The sequence below is a fragment of the Paraburkholderia sp. JPY419 genome (assembly GCF_050435705.1).
GTDB lineage: Bacteria > Pseudomonadota > Gammaproteobacteria > Burkholderiales > Burkholderiaceae > Paraburkholderia > Paraburkholderia youngii.
The window spans coordinates 901,870-920,758 of sequence record NZ_JBNDKV010000001.1 but is presented as its reverse complement, the minus strand read 5'-3'; the positions used below and the strand labels follow the sequence as shown (position 1 = coordinate 920,758).

At 61.6% G+C, this 18,889-nt stretch carries 20 protein-coding genes and 2 pseudogenes; 15 read left to right on the top strand and 7 right to left on the bottom strand.

From position 1 onward, the window contains the following. The first annotated feature begins 131 nt into the window (after positions 1-131). From QFZ91_RS04270 to QFZ91_RS04250, 5 genes are all read left to right on the top strand, one after another. Positions 132-872 (top strand): tellurite resistance/C4-dicarboxylate transporter family protein, encoded by a 741-nt coding sequence (locus tag QFZ91_RS04270; protein WP_429566358.1) that lies wholly within the window; start codon positions 132-134, stop codon positions 870-872. Positions 873-991: 119 nt separating this feature from the next. Then, entirely contained in the window at positions 992-1,912 is a 921-nt protein-coding gene (locus tag QFZ91_RS04265) for a bifunctional helix-turn-helix transcriptional regulator/GNAT family N-acetyltransferase (protein ID WP_176378165.1), read from the top strand. Next, positions 1,909-2,826: a DMT family transporter gene (locus QFZ91_RS04260; protein ID WP_429566357.1), complete on the top strand. Its 918-nt coding sequence runs from the start codon at positions 1,909-1,911 to the stop codon at positions 2,824-2,826. The genes QFZ91_RS04265 and QFZ91_RS04260 overlap by 4 nt, the downstream gene beginning before the upstream one ends. 91 nt (positions 2,827-2,917) lie before the next feature. Next, entirely contained in the window at positions 2,918-3,187 is a 270-nt protein-coding gene (locus QFZ91_RS04255; RefSeq protein WP_013093592.1) for a MoaD/ThiS family protein, read from the top strand. 33 nt (positions 3,188-3,220) lie between these two features. Further along, positions 3,221-4,375, top strand: coding sequence for a WD40/YVTN/BNR-like repeat-containing protein (locus QFZ91_RS04250; protein WP_429566356.1), 1,155 nt, complete (start codon positions 3,221-3,223; stop codon positions 4,373-4,375). A 56-nt stretch (positions 4,376-4,431) separates the two neighbouring features. Here QFZ91_RS04250 and QFZ91_RS04245 read toward each other — a convergent pair whose 3' ends face one another. Then, the gene (locus tag QFZ91_RS04245) at positions 4,432-5,538 is read right to left on the bottom strand and encodes a transglutaminase domain-containing protein (protein ID WP_429566355.1); all 1,107 of its coding nucleotides are present in this window, start codon (positions 5,536-5,538) and stop codon (positions 4,432-4,434) included. Positions 5,539-5,899: 361 nt separating this feature from the next. Here QFZ91_RS04245 and QFZ91_RS04240 point away from each other — a divergent pair, with 361 nt between their 5' ends. From QFZ91_RS04240 to QFZ91_RS04230, 3 genes are all read left to right on the top strand, one after another. Continuing rightward, complete coding sequence (locus QFZ91_RS04240; protein ID WP_429566354.1) at positions 5,900-6,697, top strand: hypothetical protein; 798 nt, start codon at positions 5,900-5,902, stop codon at positions 6,695-6,697. Positions 6,698-7,354: 657 nt separating this feature from the next. Further along, complete coding sequence (locus QFZ91_RS04235; RefSeq protein ID WP_429566353.1) at positions 7,355-7,849, top strand: hypothetical protein; 495 nt, start codon at positions 7,355-7,357, stop codon at positions 7,847-7,849. A 141-nt stretch (positions 7,850-7,990) separates the two neighbouring features. Next, positions 7,991-8,155 (top strand): hypothetical protein, encoded by a 165-nt coding sequence (locus QFZ91_RS04230; protein ID WP_176111137.1) that lies wholly within the window; start codon positions 7,991-7,993, stop codon positions 8,153-8,155. 198 nt (positions 8,156-8,353) lie between these two features. Here QFZ91_RS04230 and QFZ91_RS04225 read toward each other — a convergent pair whose 3' ends face one another. Then, positions 8,354-8,620: a hypothetical protein gene (locus QFZ91_RS04225; protein WP_429566667.1), complete on the bottom strand. Its 267-nt coding sequence runs from the start codon at positions 8,618-8,620 to the stop codon at positions 8,354-8,356. Here QFZ91_RS04225 and QFZ91_RS04220 point away from each other — a divergent pair. Both QFZ91_RS04220 and QFZ91_RS04215 read left to right on the top strand, forming a co-directional pair. Next, positions 8,600-8,704 carry a hypothetical protein gene (locus tag QFZ91_RS04220; protein WP_429566352.1) on the top strand — a complete coding sequence of 35 codons (105 nt, stop codon included), beginning with the start codon at positions 8,600-8,602 and terminating at the stop codon, positions 8,702-8,704. The two genes, QFZ91_RS04225 and QFZ91_RS04220, sit on opposite strands and share 21 nt — an antisense overlap. 122 nt (positions 8,705-8,826) lie before the next feature. After that, complete coding sequence (locus tag QFZ91_RS04215; RefSeq protein WP_429566351.1) at positions 8,827-9,975, top strand: branched-chain amino acid ABC transporter substrate-binding protein; 1,149 nt, start codon at positions 8,827-8,829, stop codon at positions 9,973-9,975. Positions 9,976-9,990: 15 nt separating this feature from the next. Here QFZ91_RS04215 and fdxA read toward each other — a convergent pair whose 3' ends face one another. Both fdxA and QFZ91_RS04205 read right to left on the bottom strand, forming a co-directional pair. Continuing rightward, positions 9,991-10,329, bottom strand: a complete 339-nt coding sequence (fdxA, locus tag QFZ91_RS04210; RefSeq protein ID WP_429566350.1) for a ferredoxin FdxA — start codon at positions 10,327-10,329, stop codon at positions 9,991-9,993. 70 nt (positions 10,330-10,399) lie between these two features. Then, entirely contained in the window at positions 10,400-11,803 is a 1,404-nt protein-coding gene (locus QFZ91_RS04205) for a KamA family radical SAM protein (protein WP_429566649.1), read from the bottom strand. 243 nt (positions 11,804-12,046) lie between these two features. On the opposite strand from QFZ91_RS04205, the pseudogene QFZ91_RS04200 reads away from it, so the two are divergent. Then, positions 12,047-12,310, top strand: a pseudogene (locus tag QFZ91_RS04200) (LysR substrate-binding domain-containing protein); the annotation flags it as partial. A 109-nt stretch (positions 12,311-12,419) separates the two neighbouring features. On the opposite strand, the gene QFZ91_RS04195 reads toward QFZ91_RS04200, so the two are convergent. After that, positions 12,420-13,346 (bottom strand): LysR substrate-binding domain-containing protein, encoded by a 927-nt coding sequence (locus QFZ91_RS04195; protein ID WP_429566349.1) that lies wholly within the window; start codon positions 13,344-13,346, stop codon positions 12,420-12,422. Positions 13,347-13,545: 199 nt separating this feature from the next. Here QFZ91_RS04195 and QFZ91_RS04190 point away from each other — a divergent pair, with 199 nt between their 5' ends. Further along, on the top strand, positions 13,546-14,805 hold the full coding sequence (locus QFZ91_RS04190; RefSeq protein WP_429566348.1) for an aromatic ring-hydroxylating oxygenase subunit alpha: 1,260 nt from the start codon (positions 13,546-13,548) through the stop codon (positions 14,803-14,805). 7 nt (positions 14,806-14,812) lie between these two features. Beyond that, positions 14,813-15,961 (top strand): 2Fe-2S iron-sulfur cluster-binding protein, encoded by a 1,149-nt coding sequence (locus QFZ91_RS04185; protein WP_429566347.1) that lies wholly within the window; start codon positions 14,813-14,815, stop codon positions 15,959-15,961. A 140-nt stretch (positions 15,962-16,101) separates the two neighbouring features. Here QFZ91_RS04185 and QFZ91_RS04180 read toward each other — a convergent pair whose 3' ends face one another. Both QFZ91_RS04180 and frmR read right to left on the bottom strand, forming a co-directional pair. Then, entirely contained in the window at positions 16,102-17,211 is a 1,110-nt protein-coding gene (locus tag QFZ91_RS04180) for an S-(hydroxymethyl)glutathione dehydrogenase/class III alcohol dehydrogenase (RefSeq protein WP_368591951.1), read from the bottom strand. 55 nt (positions 17,212-17,266) lie between these two features. Beyond that, positions 17,267-17,542, bottom strand: coding sequence for a formaldehyde-responsive transcriptional repressor FrmR (gene frmR / locus QFZ91_RS04175; protein WP_368591950.1), 276 nt, complete (start codon positions 17,540-17,542; stop codon positions 17,267-17,269). A 160-nt stretch (positions 17,543-17,702) separates the two neighbouring features. On the opposite strand from frmR, the pseudogene QFZ91_RS04170 reads away from it, so the two are divergent. Then, a pseudogene (locus QFZ91_RS04170) lies at positions 17,703-18,179 on the top strand (patatin-like phospholipase family protein); the annotation flags it as partial. A gap of 61 nt (positions 18,180-18,240) precedes the next feature. Further along, a complete protein-coding gene (locus QFZ91_RS04165; RefSeq protein ID WP_429566346.1) occupies positions 18,241-18,861 on the top strand; it encodes an HD domain-containing protein in 621 nt (206 codons plus the stop codon). Positions 18,862-18,889 lie beyond the last annotated feature (28 nt).

Below are 18,889 nucleotides of genomic sequence, written 5' to 3'. Positions count from 1 at the left end.
AAACATTCGTGCATTCACTTCATCTAAACGAAGCGGTCCGGCTTTCTCGAGTATACGGCGTCGGGCGGGGCTTGGACGATTCGACCAGGCATCCTCAAAGCTGGCGGTTATTCGACGTCGAGGAGCGGAAAATGCCGGCGTTGAAACCACGTCGGTCCTGGCTACAGGCTTTCCCGCCCACCGCCTTCGCGATGGTCATGGCGACAGGCATCGTCTCCATCGCTGCGCATCTGCTTGACTACGACATCGTTGGCTGGCTCCTTCTCGGCATCAATGCGGTGAGGTGGCCTGTCTTGCTCGCCATCACGTTATGCCGTCTGTTGCGCTATCCGCGCGCGGTGCATGCCGATGTTGTCGATCACAGCCGCGGGCCGGGCTTTCTGACGCTGGTCGCGGCGACGGCCATGCTCGGCAGCCAACGATCGGTGTATCGCGTCCTGCCGCGCGTTGTGCCATCGTTCCTCGGTCTCGCGGCCGCGATGTGGCTCGTCATCACCTATACGTTTCTGGCCGCGATGACGATCGGACAAAGCAAGCCCGGTCTGCACACTGGACTCAACGGAACCTGGCCGCTGCTGCTCGTTGCGACCGAGTCGATTGCCGTGCTTGCGACTGCGATATCGCGAATGGACGCGCTTTTTATCGAAAAGCACGTGATCGTCGGCGAGCCAGTTCGCTATACGGCGGCTGAATGGTCCGTCGTCTTTCCGCTCGGCATGTACTCCGCCGCGACCTGTCTGTACGCGGAGGCCACCCAGCTTCACGCTCTCAGTTCCGTGGCTCGTGTCACCGTCGTTGTCGCCTTTGCGGCGTGGGCGCTGGCCTCGGTCGGCCTGCTACGCGCGGCGCTCAGGTCGGTCACGGGAAAATGACGCGCTTTCCGCGAACCCATTGGCAGTGCTCTGAGCGTCGTTCGCCCGGCTCATCGGTCGTTGACATATTTGCCTTAGGCAAATAATAATTTGCTCAAGGCAAATATATGGGTGCGATCATGTCAGATGTCACCGTCGACCAGCGCGCGCAAACCGTTCGCAGCTTCAACCGTTTCTATACGCGCCAGATCGGCGTGCTGCACGAGCATCTGCTCGAAAGCGAGTTTTCGCTGACCGAGGTCCGCATCCTGTATGAGCTCGCGCACCGCACGGACCTCACGACTTCGGACCTGTGCCGCGAACTGGGCCTCAATGCCGGCTATCTGAGCCGCGTGATCTCGGGCTTTGAAAAGAAAGGCCTCGTCGTCAAATCGCGCTCGGCGACGGATGCGCGCGTTGCGCATCTGGAACTGACGGACCAAGGCCGCGCGACCTTTGCGCCGCTCGATCAAGCCTCGCAGCGCGAGGTCATCGCGATGCTCGAGCGGCTGCCGCAAACCGCGCAGCAGCAACTGGTCGATGCGATGGAACAGATCCGCGCGCTGCTGAGCGATCCGGAGCCGGGCTTCATTCTGCGCGAGCCGCAACCGGGCGACATGGGCTGGATTGTGCATCGGCAAGCCGTGCTGTACGCGCGGGAGTTCGGCTGGAACGCAGAGTACGAGGCGCTGGTCGCCGAAATCGTCGCGAAGTTCGTCCGCGAATTCGATCCGAAGCGCGAACGCTGCTGGATCGCCGAGAAAGACGGCAAGCCGGTCGGCTCGGTGTTCGTGGTACGGCAGGACGACGCGACCGCGAAGCTGCGGCTGCTTGCCGTCGAAGCAAGCGCGCGAGGCCTCGGCATCGGCCATCGTCTCGTCGACGAGTGCATCCGCTTCGCGCGCTACGCCGGCTACCGGCAACTCGTGCTGTGGACCAACAGCGTGCTCACCGACGCTCGCCGCATCTATGAAAGGGCGGGTTTCACGCTGATAGAGGAGGAGCCGCATCACAGCTTCGGCAAGGACCTGATCGGTCAGAACTGGGCGCTCGATCTGTGAAGGTGGATGGCAAGGCGTCGTCGGCCGCCGCAATCACCGGTGTGCTGGTCGGCGTGGCAATGGTGTCGACGCGCGCGGTGTCGACCGAAGCATCGCCGCCAACGCTCGCTTTTCTGCGGTACCTGAGCGGCACGCTCGTCCTCGCCATCCCGGCGCTGTGCGGCCCGCGGCCGCGCTTCACGCTGAAAGACGCCATCGCGATCGCCGTCCTTGGCGTTTTTCAGTTCGCGCTTCTGATCGTGCTGATCAATGACGCGTTGCGAACATTGTCCGCGGCTAGCTGCGCGCTCGTGTTCTCGACCATGCCGCTTTTTACGATGATTTTCGCAATCATGGTTGGCCGCGAGGTCTTTCGCTGGACCAAGCTTGCCGGCCTCGCGCTTGCGGTTTGCGGCATCGCGTTGCTGTTGGCGTCGTCGGCTTCACCTGCTGGCGCGCATCCCAGCACGGCCCCTGCATTCGCTGCATTGTTCGGGGCAACGTTGATCGGCGCGGTGTGCAGCATCATGTACCGGCCGTATGTGCAACGCTATCCGGCGCTGCCCACCAGCGCATTGGCGATGACCGCCGCGGTCGTCTTTCTCGCCGTATGGTGCGTTGTTGCATCGGAGCCGCTCGTCCCCGGCTTGACCGCAACGCAATGGGCGAACGTCGGCGTCATTGGCTTATCGAGCGGCATCGGATATCTTTGTCTGCTGTGGGCGCTCGCGCGTATCGATGCGAGCCGCGTCGTCGCGTTTCAGGCGCTCGGGCCGGTCACGGCCGCGGCCATCGAACTGTTCATCGCGCGGCGTCCGCCTTCGATGCCGTTGCTCATTTCGATAGCGATCGTCGTCATTGGTCTCAAGCTGGCGGTGAGCGAGGCTCCGCCTTGGCCGAGACGATGCGGCATGCGGCGCGCCGCGCGGCGTTGAATAGCGGTCATTGCGCCACTCAACCGCAAGCGCGGAATCGCCTAGACTACAGAACCTACGGACGCTGTCGTCCCCGCGACTCTATCCGGCCATGGCGCATATCTTTTTTGCAGCTTCGATTCAGCGACATATCGCAACGCCCGAGCGCGAGATCGACGCGCGCACACTCGGCGAAGCGCTCGAAGCCGTGTTCGTCGCGCAACCTCGACTGCGCGGCTACATCCTTGACGATCAGGGCTCGCTGCGACCGCATCTCGCGGTGTTCGTCGACGGCCGGCGGGTCCACGACCGGGAACATCTGTCCGACGCGCTCGGCGAGCAAAGCCGGGTTTACGTGGTTCAGGCGCTGTCGGGCGGGTGAGAGGGCCTATCAGTACTCGAGGAGTCACTCGATATGAGCGATCGATTGCTTGTCGCGACCCGCAAGGGCCTGTTCGATGTCAGAGCCGATGGTGAGGGCGGCTGGCACTTCGGCGATCTGCATTTCGCCGGCGAGCCAGTGAGTATGGTGCTGCGCGATCCGCGCGACAGCTCGCTGTATGCGGCGCTCAATCTCGGCCACTTCGGCGTGAAGCTGCATCGCCGGCGCGCGGGCATCGCGGATTGGGAGGAGTGCGCGGTTCCGGTCTACCCGCCGCAGCCTGCCGACGAGACGCCTGCCGCGGACGGCGCGCACGCGAGCGCAGGCGCCGACAGCGATGACGAAGCCCCGCCCAGCCGGCCAGCCACTCCCTGGACGCTTCAGCAGATATGGTCGCTTGAAGCAGGCGGCCCCGACGAGCCGGGCGTCTTGTGGGCCGGCACGATTCCAGGCGGGCTTTTCCGATCCGGCGATGGCGGCGACACGTGGGTGCTCAACCGCGCGCTGTGGGATCGCCCGGAGCGCCGTGAATGGTTCGGAGGCGGCTACGACGCGGCGGGAATCCATTCCGTGATGGTCGATCCGCGCGACAGCCGGCACGTGACGATCGGTGTGTCGTGCGGCGGCGTCTGGCAAACCGACGACGGCGGCGCGAACTGGCGCGTGAGTGCCGAGGGCATGGAGGCCGACTACATGCCGCCGGAGCGGCGCGGCGACGCCAACGTGCAAGACCCGCACCGCGTCGTGCAATGCCCGGCAAACCCGGATGCGCTGTGGACTCAGCATCACTGCGCCATCTTCCGCTCGCTCGACGGTGCGGCTCACTGGCAGCGGATCGAAGCGCAGCCATCGAGCTTCGGCTTCGCGGTTGCCGTCCATCCGCGCGACCCGGACACCGCGTGGTTCGTGCCTGCCGTGAAAGACCAGTGCCGCATTCCGGTGGACGGCCAATTCGTTGTCACGCGCACACGCGACGGCGGCCGCACGTTCGAACGTTTCTCGAACGGGTTGCCGCGAAAACCGGCGTATGACCTTGTGTATCGGCACGGGCTCGCGGTGGATGACTCTGGCATGCGCCTCGCGATGGGGTCGACCACCGGCTCGCTCTGGACGTCCGACGACGGCGGTGAAAACTGGCAATTGATTTCAGCGCATTTGCCGCCTGTTTATTGTGTTCGGTTTGGATGAGAGATCTGCGTCAGAAGACTTTCGAGGCGGCGGCGCGCGTGCCATGCCCACATTAGTCAGCGTGCCGCCACGCGTATCAACCTTGCCGTCGGACCCGGCTCCCGCGGCGCGCCTGCCTGGTCAATGGCGACGCGCCACTTCGGAAACGTGCCGGAGCCGTCGACTGTCCACGACTCGCCCATTTCGTCGACATACATCGCGTTCGCGCTTCGCCTGGCCGCCGACGCGCGCCGCAGCGCGCCTGGCGCAGCGCGTTCGAACGACCGGCTGCCCAGTTCGTTGAACACTGTCGCAAGCGGCCGCCGCGCTTGCCCGGACCGGCTGAGCGGTGTGGCAAGCGGTCCGGCGGGCGCGCGCAGCACCGCGTCGGCGGGCTCGCGGCCGGCGAGGATTGCGCCGAGCAGCGCGGACGGACCGCTCGAAGCCGATGTCTCGCTGGACGCATCGGCGGCGCGCTTCGCGTTCGGTGAATCGAGTGCGAGCGGTTCGCTCGCGCCATCGATCTGCACGACGAGGATCACGTGCCAGTCGTCCGGCGTGTTGTTGTAGCGCGGCGCGAGCGATACGAGACGCAGCCGCTCGATGTCGAAACCCGCGTCGCGCAGCAGCAGGTATTTGGCGACGGCGAAGTCCTTGCAGACGCCGCTTTCGGCAAAGAACCGTGCCGGCGCGTAGTAGCTGCCGTCGGTTCCGTCGCGGTAGCGGACCTCGTTGACGAGCGCGTCAGCGAGCAGCACGGCCGACGCATCGCCGGCCTTCGCGCGCTCTGCCCGCACCTGCGCAACGAGGCGAGTCCAGCCGGCGGGTTCGCGCATCAGGTGGCCGCGCAGCGCCTCGCGCAGGCGCTGTACGCGGCCGATAGCATCTGACGATGGTTCGAGCTGCCTGTCGGCAAGCGGCAGCAGGAACATCAGGTCGCCGACTTGCGCGAGTTCCGGGCGGATCTTGCGGTTGGCTTCCCACCACGTCCCGGTGCGCAGGCGCTCGATGCCAGCTTTCAGCTCGCGAGGCGTCGTCGAATCGCTGGGATCCGCATCGAGCGTGCCGGATGCATAGCGTTGCGATGCGTCCGGCAGGTTCGCGGCGCCGGCGACGATGGGCAACAGCGCCGCGGCTGCGAGCGAGCACTGGAGAAAGCAGAGGAGCAGTCGAGCGAGCGGCATAGGTAGACTCCAGGAAGCCACACCGGACGCCGATGCGCGACAGTGTTTCGAAGTCCCTCCGATGGCGTCTTACGCCATTCGGCGCAGGGCAACGCGGGCTGAACCCAACACTGCACGCGACGTGCCAATTCGTCATATTTCTCTACTTCGTTGATTACAAAGAGATTGGCTTTGTGGTTCGAGCGCCGCGAACGCTCCGTGGCGCCCATCGCCCAACAGACACGCGATATACCTGTTCGCGCTACCCGCACACTTCGAGTGGATGGAAGCCGCGGGCCGCGTCTCCGTTACCATCGCTGTTGGGGATCCTCGACGAAACAGGCGACCACGCGGAATTATCCGAAGGCATTGGGAGGCTTGAATGGCTGCTGACCACGACACGTTGCATCCACTCCGCCCGCTCCTGAAGAACTGGATTTGGGAGCATGGACGAATCGGAACTCGCTATCTCGACTGTAGCGATGGCCAAATCAAGTTTGATGAAGGCAAGAAATCGCGCTTTGCGGCCGAAAAATACGTCTACGTGCCGCTCGATAAGGACGCTGACGGCGACACATCCGCGGATGGCCCTCCGATCCAGGAAGCGGGACTTGCCCGGTTCTTGCGGGCAGCGCAATTGGGCAAGCCAGATGAGGCCGGCTCGGTAGCGGAGATCCACCGCGCGGTTCAGGACTGCGTGGAACTCGGGGTGTTCAGCGCATATCAGTCGGACGCCCGGGAGGCATTCGCGCGCTATGCGAACGAGCCGATGTTCGAGGATGAAATCCGCGCGGCAGTCGTTGCTGATATCCGGCGCGGTTACGCGGGCCTGCGCAAGCAACTGGCGCTGTACGATTTCAGCGTGCTTTACGGCTTGGCCACGCCGCTGCTTATCAGCGAGACGCCCTTCATCGACTGGCGCGTGCGAGGGAGTCCAGCGGTACCCTTCGTATCGCTTCCTCTTGGACCTTATTGCCTGCTGGTAGGCGCCCCGTCCGGCAGGAGCAGCCGAGTGGGCCCGGTGGTCTGGAAGGCCGCGACCTCGATGGGGCCGCTGAAGGACCACAACCGGAAAATCGAGGAGCACGCACGCTTGTGGCTGGTCGCGACCACGGACGACCAACTCGTCGCGATTCAACACCGCTTCGCTGCGGTTAAAGGCCCCAAGCCAGAGACGTGATGCGCTGACTGAACTGCGCGGTTCCTTCAGGGCAGTTGTGAATCGAGCGCTGCCGTAGCCGGAGGCTCATTGCTCCGATGAAACGAGACGATGTCCATCATGGACTCACCAAGGTGCTGTTCAAACGTACAGTAGCGCGCACTTCACGTATCGGCCTAGACTTAACATATGGATATGGACAAGAACGCGGAGCGAGTTATGGTCACCAGGACTGTCCGACGGACACTTACCACTCTGACTTCGGCGATTACCCATGCGCCCACTAGCAAGCGTCGGATCGAACATACCGTGAAATCGGCTCAACAAAGAGCGGACGAGGCCTGGAGGCGCACGACTCACGGACCGCAAAACTCCCTGGTACGTAAAGATCCGAAAGGGTGATTTTCGCAAGGCAGACGCAAGGCCGAGCCCGTCGGATCGGACGCATATGCTGCTTCTCCCAGAACCGGATGCGGAGGCACCACTATGTCGAGCAAAAGCGATAGGGGCGTTAGATCCACCCAATTGAATCCCGGCAATCCAGCCTCCGCGAGTTCTCGAGCGCGCAACTTCCGCGATGATGATGACGATGGGGAACCCGTCTCTTACGTCGATCGATATTTTTATACTCCGCCTCGCGCTACCCCGTTTCAGGTGATAGGGCAGTACGGAGTTGGGGTGGTTTCACAGGAAGGCGAAGCAAGGTTTGTCACCTTTCGTCTGGAAGCCACCGCGAGCGCGACACTTCTTTATTCCCACTCAAGCCTGCAGTCCCGCATGGAGGACTATTTCGAGCGTTTCGCGATCCATGTGCATGGGTTGTTCCACATGCACTTCAAGGCTCCGCCGGTGTTGTATGTGCAGTTTGACGGAACGTCTGGCCGGCTGCCGTGGCACGTTCCGCTCAATCTGGAACGACCAGAGACAATGCGGACGTTTCTGATGTCGCACAAGCCATTCATGAACCGCGCACCCGCTCCGGATGCAGTGATCAAACTGTTATGTGACCGCCTCAGCGAACCGGGCGAGGATTGGGGTACTTTTCAAGTGCCGCATCGAGACGCTTCGGATCTGACATTCATCTACGCGACGCGCTGCAGCGCTGAGATTCAGAAATACTCGCCCCCGGGCGCGACAGCGATCGAGGCGACAAGAACGAGAGCGATTATTTGAATTGACGCGTCGATCGTTGCGTTTCCCGGGAAAGCCAAACCCGGTCAGAACCCGGACGCAAGCTTGTCCGAGTCGCGACTTTTGACCTGGCAGCCGGAGTACACTGGATTTGCGGCGTCGTTACCGCACAAGGAGATCGAGATGAAATTCGCCGAAATGTTCAGGTTCGCAAGGCGCGGCGCCAAGGCCGGTCAAGCAGCCGACGGAGAACATCAGCATGATCACGGCAAGTCGGCGCAAAAGGAAGCGAGAAAGCAGTGGGACGTAGTCGGTCGCAATCGTCATAAGCACGCGAAGTGGCAATAGGACACGACGACTGCGTCAGGGAGCCAAAGAACAAGGGGCGGTAGTCGTACCTCGGTTCGCATCGTTTCGTCGCTCGATCTGCCCGCTGTCACGCGCACACGGACAGCGGTTGCCCGCGCCCATGTGCGCCGGCATCAGGATGCCGGTGCGGTCAGCGACGTGTTGTACGTGGTGCCCGCGATCACCGCCTTGTTCAGCTTAATGCCGCTCACATTGGTCACGAACACCGGACCCGGCGATCAGCGACGGGCTCCAGCGTACCGCATCGCCGGATGGGCTGTAATCGCAGTCGAATGTGATCGATCCGCCCTGGCCGGTCGAACGATTCGGTGAAAGGCCGGTCGTGCCCGACCCGGTAATCTTGTACAGCGAACTCAGCGAGCCGTCGCCGTACCTCCCAGCCAGATTCACGGCGTTGGCCAGCGTCACGCCGTTGATCCACACGTGCCGACAGTGTCGCGACATTCGTGGATCTATGGATTCAGTACATACGTGCTGGACCCCAGCGATCCTTTCACGAATGGTTTTACTGCTAGTGATATCTGGTGATATCTGGTGATGAATCCTGTCGCAAAGCAAAAGTGGCCGCGTTCCGGCCTCGAGACGACCGTGAAGGTTCGGCGCGGCTGCACCCGCTCGAAGCCGGAGTTCGCACGTCCAGGAGTAAACAGATGCTCGACACCTCCAAAAAATGCTTTGCGGCTGGACTGGCTGCCGTCGCCTTATTGCTCGCAAGCAGCCAGGCGTTCGCACAGGAGGTCGTGAAGATCGGCGTATCGGCCCCGCTGACCGGCGCCGGAGCCGCCAACGGTAAGGACATCGAGAATGGTGTTCGGCTCGCTGTCGAAGAAGCCAATGCCCAGCACACGAAGGTGGGCGGGCAGGAGGTGCGCTTCGAGCTGGACTCCGTCGATGACCAGGGCGACCCACGCATTGGCGTACAAGTCGCTCAGAAGCTCGTCGATAATGGCGTGGTCGCCGTGGTGGGCTACTACAACTCCGGAGTAGCGTTGCCCTCGTCGCCGATATTCGCCAAAGCCGGCATTCCGTTGATAGACCCCGCGGCCACGAACCCGGCCATAACCCGACAAGGGCTGAAGAACGTCTTCCGTATTATCGCCACCGACGCACAGAACTCGGGCAATGCAGGGGAGTACGCGGTAGCGGTCACCAAGGCGCAGCGAATTGCAGTGATGGACGATCGCACGGCATTTGGCCAGGGAGCCGCGGATGAATTCAAGAAGGCCGTCATCGCGGCCGGCGGCCATATCGTCGCGTCGGAATATACCAACGAGAAGGCCGTCGAATTCAACGCACAGCTCACGAATATCAAGGCGGCGAACGCGGACCTGCTGTACTTTGCGGGCCTCGATAACCAGGCGGCCCTTCTTACCAGGCGGATGAAACAACTCGGCATGCGGACGCAGTTCGTAGGGAGCGGTGGCATCGCCGACAGCATCTTCATCGGCGTTGCCGGCAGTGCCGCCGAGGGCGCAATGGCCTGGGAGTACGGACGGCCAGTCGAGTCCCTTCCCCAAGGCAAAGCGTTCGCGGATAAATTCAAAAAACGATTCGGCGCGGATACGCTGACTTACGCGCCATTCGCCTACGACTGCGCGTGGGTCGCTATCACCGCCATGAAACAGGCGAATTCCTTAAAACCCGAGGTATTTATGCCTGCGTTGCGAGCTATTCAGTACAACGGCATCACGGGAAAGATCGAATTCGATTCGTACGGAGATCTAAAACACCCGACGTCGACGCTCTATCAGGTGAAAGGCGGCAAGTGGGTGCCCGTGACGACCATCGGTGCCAAGTGAGTTGCCGGGCGACGGTTAGCACGCAACGGACTCTTTCTGAAGATATCGAAGCTTCGACCGAACATCTTTCCAGTCCTCGGCGTCGGGAAGCGGCGCCTGTCGGGCGGCGATCGTCGGCCACTGTTTGGCAAGCTCGGCGTTCAGTTCAACGAACCCAAGTTGGTCTTCGGCAATGTCCTCGGACGGCACAATCGCGTCGACGGGGCACTCTGGCGCGCAAACTCCGCAGTCGATGCACTCATCCGGATCGATCACGAGAAGGTTCGGACCTTGGCGGAAGCAGTCGGTGGGGCAGACCTCTACGCAGTCGGTATAGCGACACCGGATGCAGCTTTCGGTTACCACGTAAGTCATTTCGAATCCCTATTCATATGAGTCGATAAGACGCCGGTCCGCCGGGAGCGGACCGGTTGTTGGTGATGGATTACGCTTCGGCCGTTACCGCGGGTATCTCGACTGTCGACTCAGGAACATGCCGGCCAGCGTGCCGCGACATGATATGTACGGTTTTATGCCGCGTGTCTTCATCGGTTTCAAAGAAGAATTTCTTTTCACCGAAAGCCGGAACGAGATCGTGGAGCCACGTCGCGGTGGGATCGAACCTGGCATAGAAGGGGCGACGCACCCAGTCCGGGTTGCGTGCCTGGAGAAACTGCAAGGCAAACACCTTTTCGCCGGCAATCGTGACGATGCCGTCGATGACCACCTTGCCGGGAAACGCACTCATCGACGGGCCGCGAACCGTACGCGCAAGTCCCGACACCTGCTGATAAGCAGACTGGAATATCTCGTATGCTTTTGCGAGCGGCAGTTCAAAGTAATGACTGGGCCCGGTATCGCGTTCGACGAACATGTAGTACGGAATGGCGCCCAGACGCACGCCCGTCGTCCATAGTTCCACCCACCCGTTGGGGTCCTCGTTGATGTGCCGGATCAGCGGCGCCTGCATGCGTAGGGTCGCGCCTGTCGAGACGATCCGTTTGACCGCGCGCTGTGCGATCTCGGTTCGCAGTTCGGCCGGATGATTGTAGTGGCCCATGATCGCGAGATTTTTGCCGGACGCCACGACCTTTTCGAATAGACGCAGCAACTCGTCGGAGTCTTTGTCGCTCACATAGCGTTGTGGCCAGTAAGCGACCGACTTGGTGCCGATGCGGATATTCTGGATATGCGAGAGCTCGGGTGCCAGCAGAGGTTCGATATACCCGGCAAGCGAACGCGTGTTCATGATGAGCGGGTCGCCACCGGTGATCAGCACGTCGGTCACCTCGGGATGCAGCTTGAGGTACGCAACGAGCTCGCTCGATTCGCGAGCGTCGAACTTGAGATCGTCCATGCCCACGAACTGCGGCCAGCGGAAACAGAATGTGCAGTACGCGTGGCATGTCTGCCCCGCGCTCGGGAAGAACAGTACCGTCTCCTTGTACTTGTGCTGAAGTCCGCTCACGGGCTGCCCGTTCATGAACGGCACGTTGTGTGTCATCTGCCCGGCCGGGTGCGGATTCATCGCCAGCCGGATACCGCGAACTGTTTCCTCGATGGCGGCCTCGTCCTTTTTCACGAGCACCAGGTCTCGCAGCTTCGAATAGTCCGCGGGCGAGAGCATGTCCTGATGCGGGAACGTCAGGCGATAGATGGGATCGTCGGGCACGTTGCCCCAGTCGATCAGTTCGTCCATCACATACTGGTTGGTACGAAACGGCATGACACGCGATACGACCTGCACGGCCTCACGCAGCGATTCAGGAAGGTGTTGCCACTGTGGCGCCTGGCTGATCGTCTGCCGGGTATATGGTTTGAAGTTTACAGGGGGCGAGTCGAAAGTCATGGCCTGATCCTTCGTGAGGTTTGGAAAGATGCTGACGAACACCGCCACTGTTGCCGGGCGATGATGAATCGAAGCGAAAGGAATTTCTGCAACGTGAAGCCAACCGAACGGACGGGTGCGTTGTCCGTCGCTCGGCAAGTTGGAATTAATTGTGGCGTCGTCGGCTACCGCCCCGCAAACGATATAAACTCGCAACGTTGTGCGTTTGAGGAAGGAACGTGAGGCGAAGAATTCCCAGTATCGGGTGGGCAGCGCTACGAGCTGTTTTCAATGCTCGTGGAAGCCGCGCGCGCGGGCCTTGGTATCGCGCTCGTTCCTCGATTCTTCGTGTCGCACGAATTGGAACTGGGTGAATTGTTCGTGCCGTGCAATTTGTCCTTGCGCAGCGACAAGGGCTATTACCTCGTATATCCGGAGTACAAACAGAATATGCCGCTGGTGCAAGCGTTCGAGCGATGGATGCTCTCAGAAGCAGGCCGATATGTCGAACTCGGCGGATGCCGCTAACCGTCGCCGAGGCGCCTTTACACCAGCAAACACCACAGCGCTCTTCCGGTGGTGGTGATCGGGGTGATTCTGGGCCTGAGCGACAACCGACGATGCCCGGCGCGAGAAGTCAGCGGGTCGCCGGATCTCCCCGCAGCCATTCGATTAGCTGCGTAATGACCGGTGTGATGGTCCGACCATGCGGAACCACGACGAAATAGGCGTCGCTCGGCCGGAACGTCGCCACGTCCATCCGGACCAGTTCTCCTGAGAGCAACAGGTCATCGACCAGGCGGCTCCACCCCAACGCAATTCCCTGTCCATATCTCACGGCTTGAATCGCATCGGTGTAGAGACTGCACCGCAGCACCTTGTTGAGTCGCCCAGGCCGGTACCCGACCGCGCGAAACCATTCGTTCCAGCCCATCCAACCTTCAGTCGTAGCGTCAGACTCGACGAGCGCCAGCTTCGCCAGTTCATCGAGTGAGCGAGGCGTGCCGTATCCCCGAAGGAACTCCGGCGAACATACGGGGAAGACCTCGACGTCGAACAGCAACGTCGAGGTTCCGTCCGGCCAGTTGCCGTCCCCGTAGCGCACAGCGACATCGACTTCGACATGGCGCAGGTCCGCTTTGAACATGTCGGTCGACAGCCGCAGTTGCAAAGGAGGGACGAGCTTCTTTAGCTTCGCGAGCCGCGGCAAGAGCCGGAATTGCGAAAAGGCGGCCGTCGACACCAGCACTAGTTCCCGCAATTCGGTTCCCGTCACCAGCCGATCGAACACGCCGGCGATTTTCTGCATCGACTCGGCGACGACCATGTACAACGCTTCGCCCTCACTCGTCAGATCAATCGAACGGTGCAGCCGGTGAAAGAGTTGAACGCCGAGCGTCTCTTCGAGGAATCTAACCTGTCGACTCACCGCGGACTGCGTGACGCCCAATTCACTCGCGGCATAGGTGAAACTCCCAAGCCGAGCCACGGCTTCGAATTCGACAAGGGCGGTCAGCGAGGGAACGATCCGACGATAGCCTTTGGTTGCTTTGGTGGTTTTCATCTTGCTCAGGCGGAACCCTGGTTTGAGAGCAGATCCATGATGCCCGGTTCAGGAGTCCGGTTTCACGTGGATTCTCGCATGATTTAAAGGAATGTGAACCGGCTTATAAAGGACGTTGACGATGCGTTTCGACGATCCAATACTCGACGCCATATCAGTGCCGCGAGCGCTGCGAAACGTTCTCATCACGAGGTCCACCATGTCTGAAGTTCAGCTTCAAACGCATCGCGAACTAATCGAAAGCCGCAAGAAGGGACACGGCATGCCCGGCGAGTTGTTCGGGCGTCGTGACGTCTTCGAGACGGACGTCGAGGTGTTCTTTTACAAGCTCTGGATTCTCGTTGGCGTCACAGCCGATGTACCGGAACCGGGCGATGTCCACACGGTCGACATCGGCCGGGCATCGATCGTCATCGTGCGGGACGACGACCAGAACGTGCGCGCCTATCGCAACGTTTGCCGCCATCGCGGCTCGCGGATCATGAAGAAGGCCGGCAAGGCCAGCGTGGGGATGCTCGTGTGCCCATACCATCAGTGGACCTATGATCTCGACGGCAGCCTCAAGCATTCGACGCATATGGGCAAGGACTTCGACGCAAGCTGCCACAGCCTGATTCCCGTCCATGTGAAGACGGTGGGCGCGCATATCTTCGTTTGCCTCGCCGACGTTCCGCCCGCTGACTTCGAGAAGCTCGAGACCGTGATGGCCCCGCGCTTCGCGCCATACGATCTGACGCGAACGAAGATCGCCCATGAGATGGAGATCGTCGAAAACGGCAACTGGAAGCTCGTGATGGAAAACAACCGCGAGTGCTACCACTGCGCCGGCACCCATCCGGAACTGACAAACTCGTTCCTGGCGGAGGACTTCGGTTTTTGTCCGGACGGCCAGAGCGAAGAATCGCTGCGAAGCTACGAGGACTACCTGAAACGCAACGCGGCTTGCCGGGAGAACTGGGAAAAGGACGGCTATCTCTGCGCCACGTTCGAATCGCTCGACGAGACTGTGGATACCAACTTCCGGACCCAGCGCCTCGTCATCTCGGGGTCCAACGAATCGCAGACGCTGGACACGAAAGTCGCATGCACGAAACTGCTCGGCGGAGTCAGCCGGCGCGACCTTGGTGACGTCCACATGTGGGGTCATCATTCGTGGACTCACGTGATGAGCGACCATGCGGTGATCGCCTATCTTTTGCCGCTCGCGCCGGACAAGACGCTCGTGCGCACGGTCTGGCTCGTCCACGCGGACGCTGTTGAAGGTGTGGACTATGACCTGAAGCGGCTAACCGAGGTCTGGATCGCGACGACGAACCAGGACGCGGAACTCGTCGCGAACACGCACGCAGGCACGCAGGATCCGGCTTATATCCCTGGGCCGTTTTCGAGCTATACAGAGGCAGCGCTGGCTCAGTTTTCGCGGTGGTACGACGCGAAGCTGAGAGCGCACGGAGTTTGAGGTCGCCATGAACGTTGCCGTGGATTCATGTTTCATCGAGCCGGGTCGGGAAATGCCTGATCGCTTTTGCAGTGCGAGCACGTGGGAACTCGCGGACACGCAGTGGCCGAGTCACGAGCAGCGCACGCTCACGTGCACGCGGGTGTCCGCTGAAACGCACGATGTCCGGACATTCGTGTTTAGCGCCCGGGACGGCCGGCTCTTCAGCTTTGAGCCGGGGCAGTTCATCACGGTATCGGCCGAGATCGCCGGCAAGGAGGTCAGCCGTTGCTACACGATCTCTTCGCCGCCGACACGCCCCCATACGCTTTCCATTACGGTCAAACGCACGCCGGGCGGCGTCATGTCGAACTGGCTGCACGAGAACATGAGGGAGGGTGTCGAGCTGAAAGCCTTCGGGCCCTCGGGCGTATTCACACCTTCTTCGGGCCCCGCTGCAAAGCTTCTGTATCTTTCGGCGGGATCGGGCGTGACACCACTTATGTCAATGACGCGGGCGGCACTCGACCTCGGCCTGAATCGCGATATCGTGTTTATTCATAGCGCCCGGACGCCGGAAGACATCATCTTTCGCAACGAGCTTGCGTGCTTGTGCGCGCTCTCGGACAAGCTCCGGGTCGTGCACGTATGCGAGGCGCCCGGGAACGAGCCGGATCGGTCGGGCCCCGTGGGGCGTCTTGGTCTTGGACTGTTGAGCCAGCATGTGCCGGACTACCGCGCTCGTGAAGTGTTCATCTGTGGTCCGGGCGGCTATATGGACGCTTGCAGAAAGATGCTCGAGGAAGGTGGGCACGATCCTTCCCGATATCATCAGGAAAGCTTCAACTTCGCGGAGACCATGGAGTGCGCTGAAGGGCCGGGCGCGGAGCCCAGCGCAGAAGCGAGCGGGCAGATAGGCTATACGGTGCAGCTGGCGCGCTCGGGTCGCACGTTCACGATGGACGGATCGCAGACGGTGCTCGTCGCCGCGCGCAAGGCCGGTGTGCCCTTGCCATCGTCATGCAGCCAGGGCATATGCGGGACCTGCAAGACGAAAGTACTCGATGGCTCGGTGGAAATGAGGCACAACGGAGGCATCCGCCCGCGTGAAATCGACAAGGGCATGCGCTTGATGTGCTGCAGCCGACCGACTTCGGATCTGATTCTCGATCTGTAGCTTTTCCCATTCAGGAGGGACCCAGGGCGCGGATAGCGCGGCCAGCCGCCGCTACGAGCGGCGGCGCCCGCGAAGTTCGCGCGCCTTCCCGATGCCCCGGTTAGCCTGCCGAGACCGGGGCCTCTCTCCGTCCTTCGGTGTCAGTAATGAACCACGGTCCGGATCGATTTGCCCTCGTGCATCAAATCGAAAGCTTCATTGATGCCAGACAACGGCCTCGTGTGGGTAACGAACGGCGCGAGCTGGATCTTGCCCTTCATCGCGTCTTCCACCATGCCGGGCAGTTCCGAGCGGCCCTTCACGCCGCCAAAGGCGGTGCCGAGCCAGCGGCGGCCGGTCACGAGCTGGAACGGACGGGTGGAGATTTCCTGACCCGCACCGGCCACGCCAATGACGACCGACTGGCCCCAGCCACGGTGCGCGCATTCCAGCGCCGCACGCATCACGTTGACGTTGCCGATGCATTCGAAGCTGTGGTCCACGCCCCAGCCCGTCATTTCGACGATGACTTGCTGGATCGGCTTTTCGTAATCCTTGGGGTTGATGCAGTCGGTCGCCCCGAAGGCGCGCGCCAGGTCGAACTTGCCCGGGTTGGTGTCAATGGCGATGATGCGGCCAGCCTTGGCGAGCTTGGCGCCCTGGATCACGGCGAGGCCGATGCCGCCCAGCCCGAATACGGCGACGGTATCGCCTTCCTGCACCTTCGCGGTGTTCTTCACCGCGCCCAGCCCCGTGGTCACGCCGCAGCCGAGCAGGCACACCTGCTCGGGATTGGCCTGCGGGTTGATTCTGGCGAGCGACACCTCGGCCACCACGGTGTACTCGCTGAACGTGGAGCAGCCCATGTAGTGATAGAGGGGCTGGCCGTTGTAACTGAAGCGGGTCGTGCCGTCGGGCATCACGCCCTTGCCCTGCGTGGCGCGCACGGACACGCACAGATTGGTCTTGCCGCTCTTGCAGAACAGACACTCGCCACATTCCGCGGTGTAGAGCGGGATCACGTGATCGCCGGGTTTGACGCTCGTCACGCCTTCACCCACTTCCACGACGATGCCGGCGCCCTCGTGACCGAGCACGACTGGGAAAAGGCCTTCGGGATCGTCCCCCGAGAGGGTGAATGCGTCGGTATGGCATACACCAGTATGCGTAATCTTGATCAGCACCTCGCCCTTGCGAGGCGGTTCTACGTCGATCTCGACGATCTCGAGGGGCTTACCTGGCGCAAACGCAACTGCAGCACGCGATTTCATAGTGGTCCTGTTAAGAAAGGGGCGGCCAATTGCGGGGTGGAATTCCCGCATTGAACTAGCGTAGATAGGTTCGAACGAGGGTCACGACATCGTCGATCGACCCCGATGAGGCATCCGCGGATCCCGCAAGGTGCGAGAACTCCTCGCGCAGATGGCTTTCGAGCACACCGGCCATCACACCGTTGATCGCCCCGCGGATGGCCGCCAGTTGCTGGAGCACCGGGGCGCAATCGGCGCCGTCCTCCAGCGCGCGCTCGAGCGCGTCCAGTTGGCCGCGAACCCTGCGCACGCGTGTCAGCACACGTTTCTTTTCTTCGGCGGAATGAGGCATGACAGCAACGATGTGTTGATACTAGGGGGCAGTATATGACAATACTTAGGGGGAGTATACGTGTCCCGGCGATTCGGCGGCCGAAACACCAGGTGAATAGCCGGACTGCTCCCATGGTGCATCCGGCGCATAATGAATTCCTATTGGTCGTGCCGCGACTACGCTGTTCCATGCGGTGACGATCGCAGGCCAGCACTACTGGGATGGCGGCTATATGGGCAACCCCGCCATTTATCCGCTGATCTATCACTGCGAGACGCGCGACGTGGTGATCGTCCACATCAATCCGCTCGTACGCGCCGGCGTGCCAGTCACGGCCGCCGGAATTCTGAATCGGATCAGCGAAATCAGCCTCAATTCATCGCTGATGCGCGAGATGCGTGCAATTGCATTTGTCACGGATCTGATCCAGCAAGGTAAACTCGCTCGGGACGAGATGAAGGAAATGCTGATTCATTCGATCCGCTCCGACGCCGCGATGTGCGCGCTCAGCCTGTCCAGCAAGTACATCGCGGATTGGAGCTTTCTCTGCGAACTGCGCGACAACGGCCGGAACGAGGCCGATGCGTGGCTCGCGCGGCACTACGCGGATATCGGTCGACGCTCCAGCATCGACATTCGCGCGGAGTTTCTCTGAGCAGCCTGCTGAAGAAAGCGGCGGACAATCGTAGTGAGCCGACGTGCGCAAAGGAGCAGAGATGAGCGACTTGCAGGAACGCTTCGTCGAGTTATGGACGCGCTGCGGCGGCGCACGCGCCGAGGCTGTCTATGCCGATCTCGCGCAACGTTACAGCGAACCCATTCGTCACTATCACACGCTGCGTCACATTCGCCGCTGTCTGCGCTATTTCGATGCGGCACGCAGCGCGATCCCGCATCCTGATCTCGTGGAACTTGCGCTGTGGTGCCACGACATCATCTATGTTCCAGGCGCAAGCGACAACGAGCGGCGTAGCGCGGACTGGCTTCGACGCTCGGCCGGCCATCGCATCGCGAGGTGTGAGCGAATCTGCGCAATGATCCTCGCCACCCGACATACCGGCGCGCCGGAAGAGCTCGATGAGCGCTTTACATGCGACATCGACCTCGCTGTCCTGGGCGCAGCGAGATCCCGGTTTCTCGCGGAAGGACTGCGCGTGCGCCGAGAGCGCTCGGACCTCGACGACCTCGCATATGACTTGCAGGAGCGAAAGTTCCTGGGCAGCCTGCTTGCACGACCTCGCATCTATTTCACGGACTATTTCCACGCGAGATGCGAGGTGCGTGCTCGCCGGAATCTCACGTGGCGGCTCGCGTCGGAGACGCCGGGATCGCGGTAGACCCAGGCGGTGCTTAGTCCCGGGATCA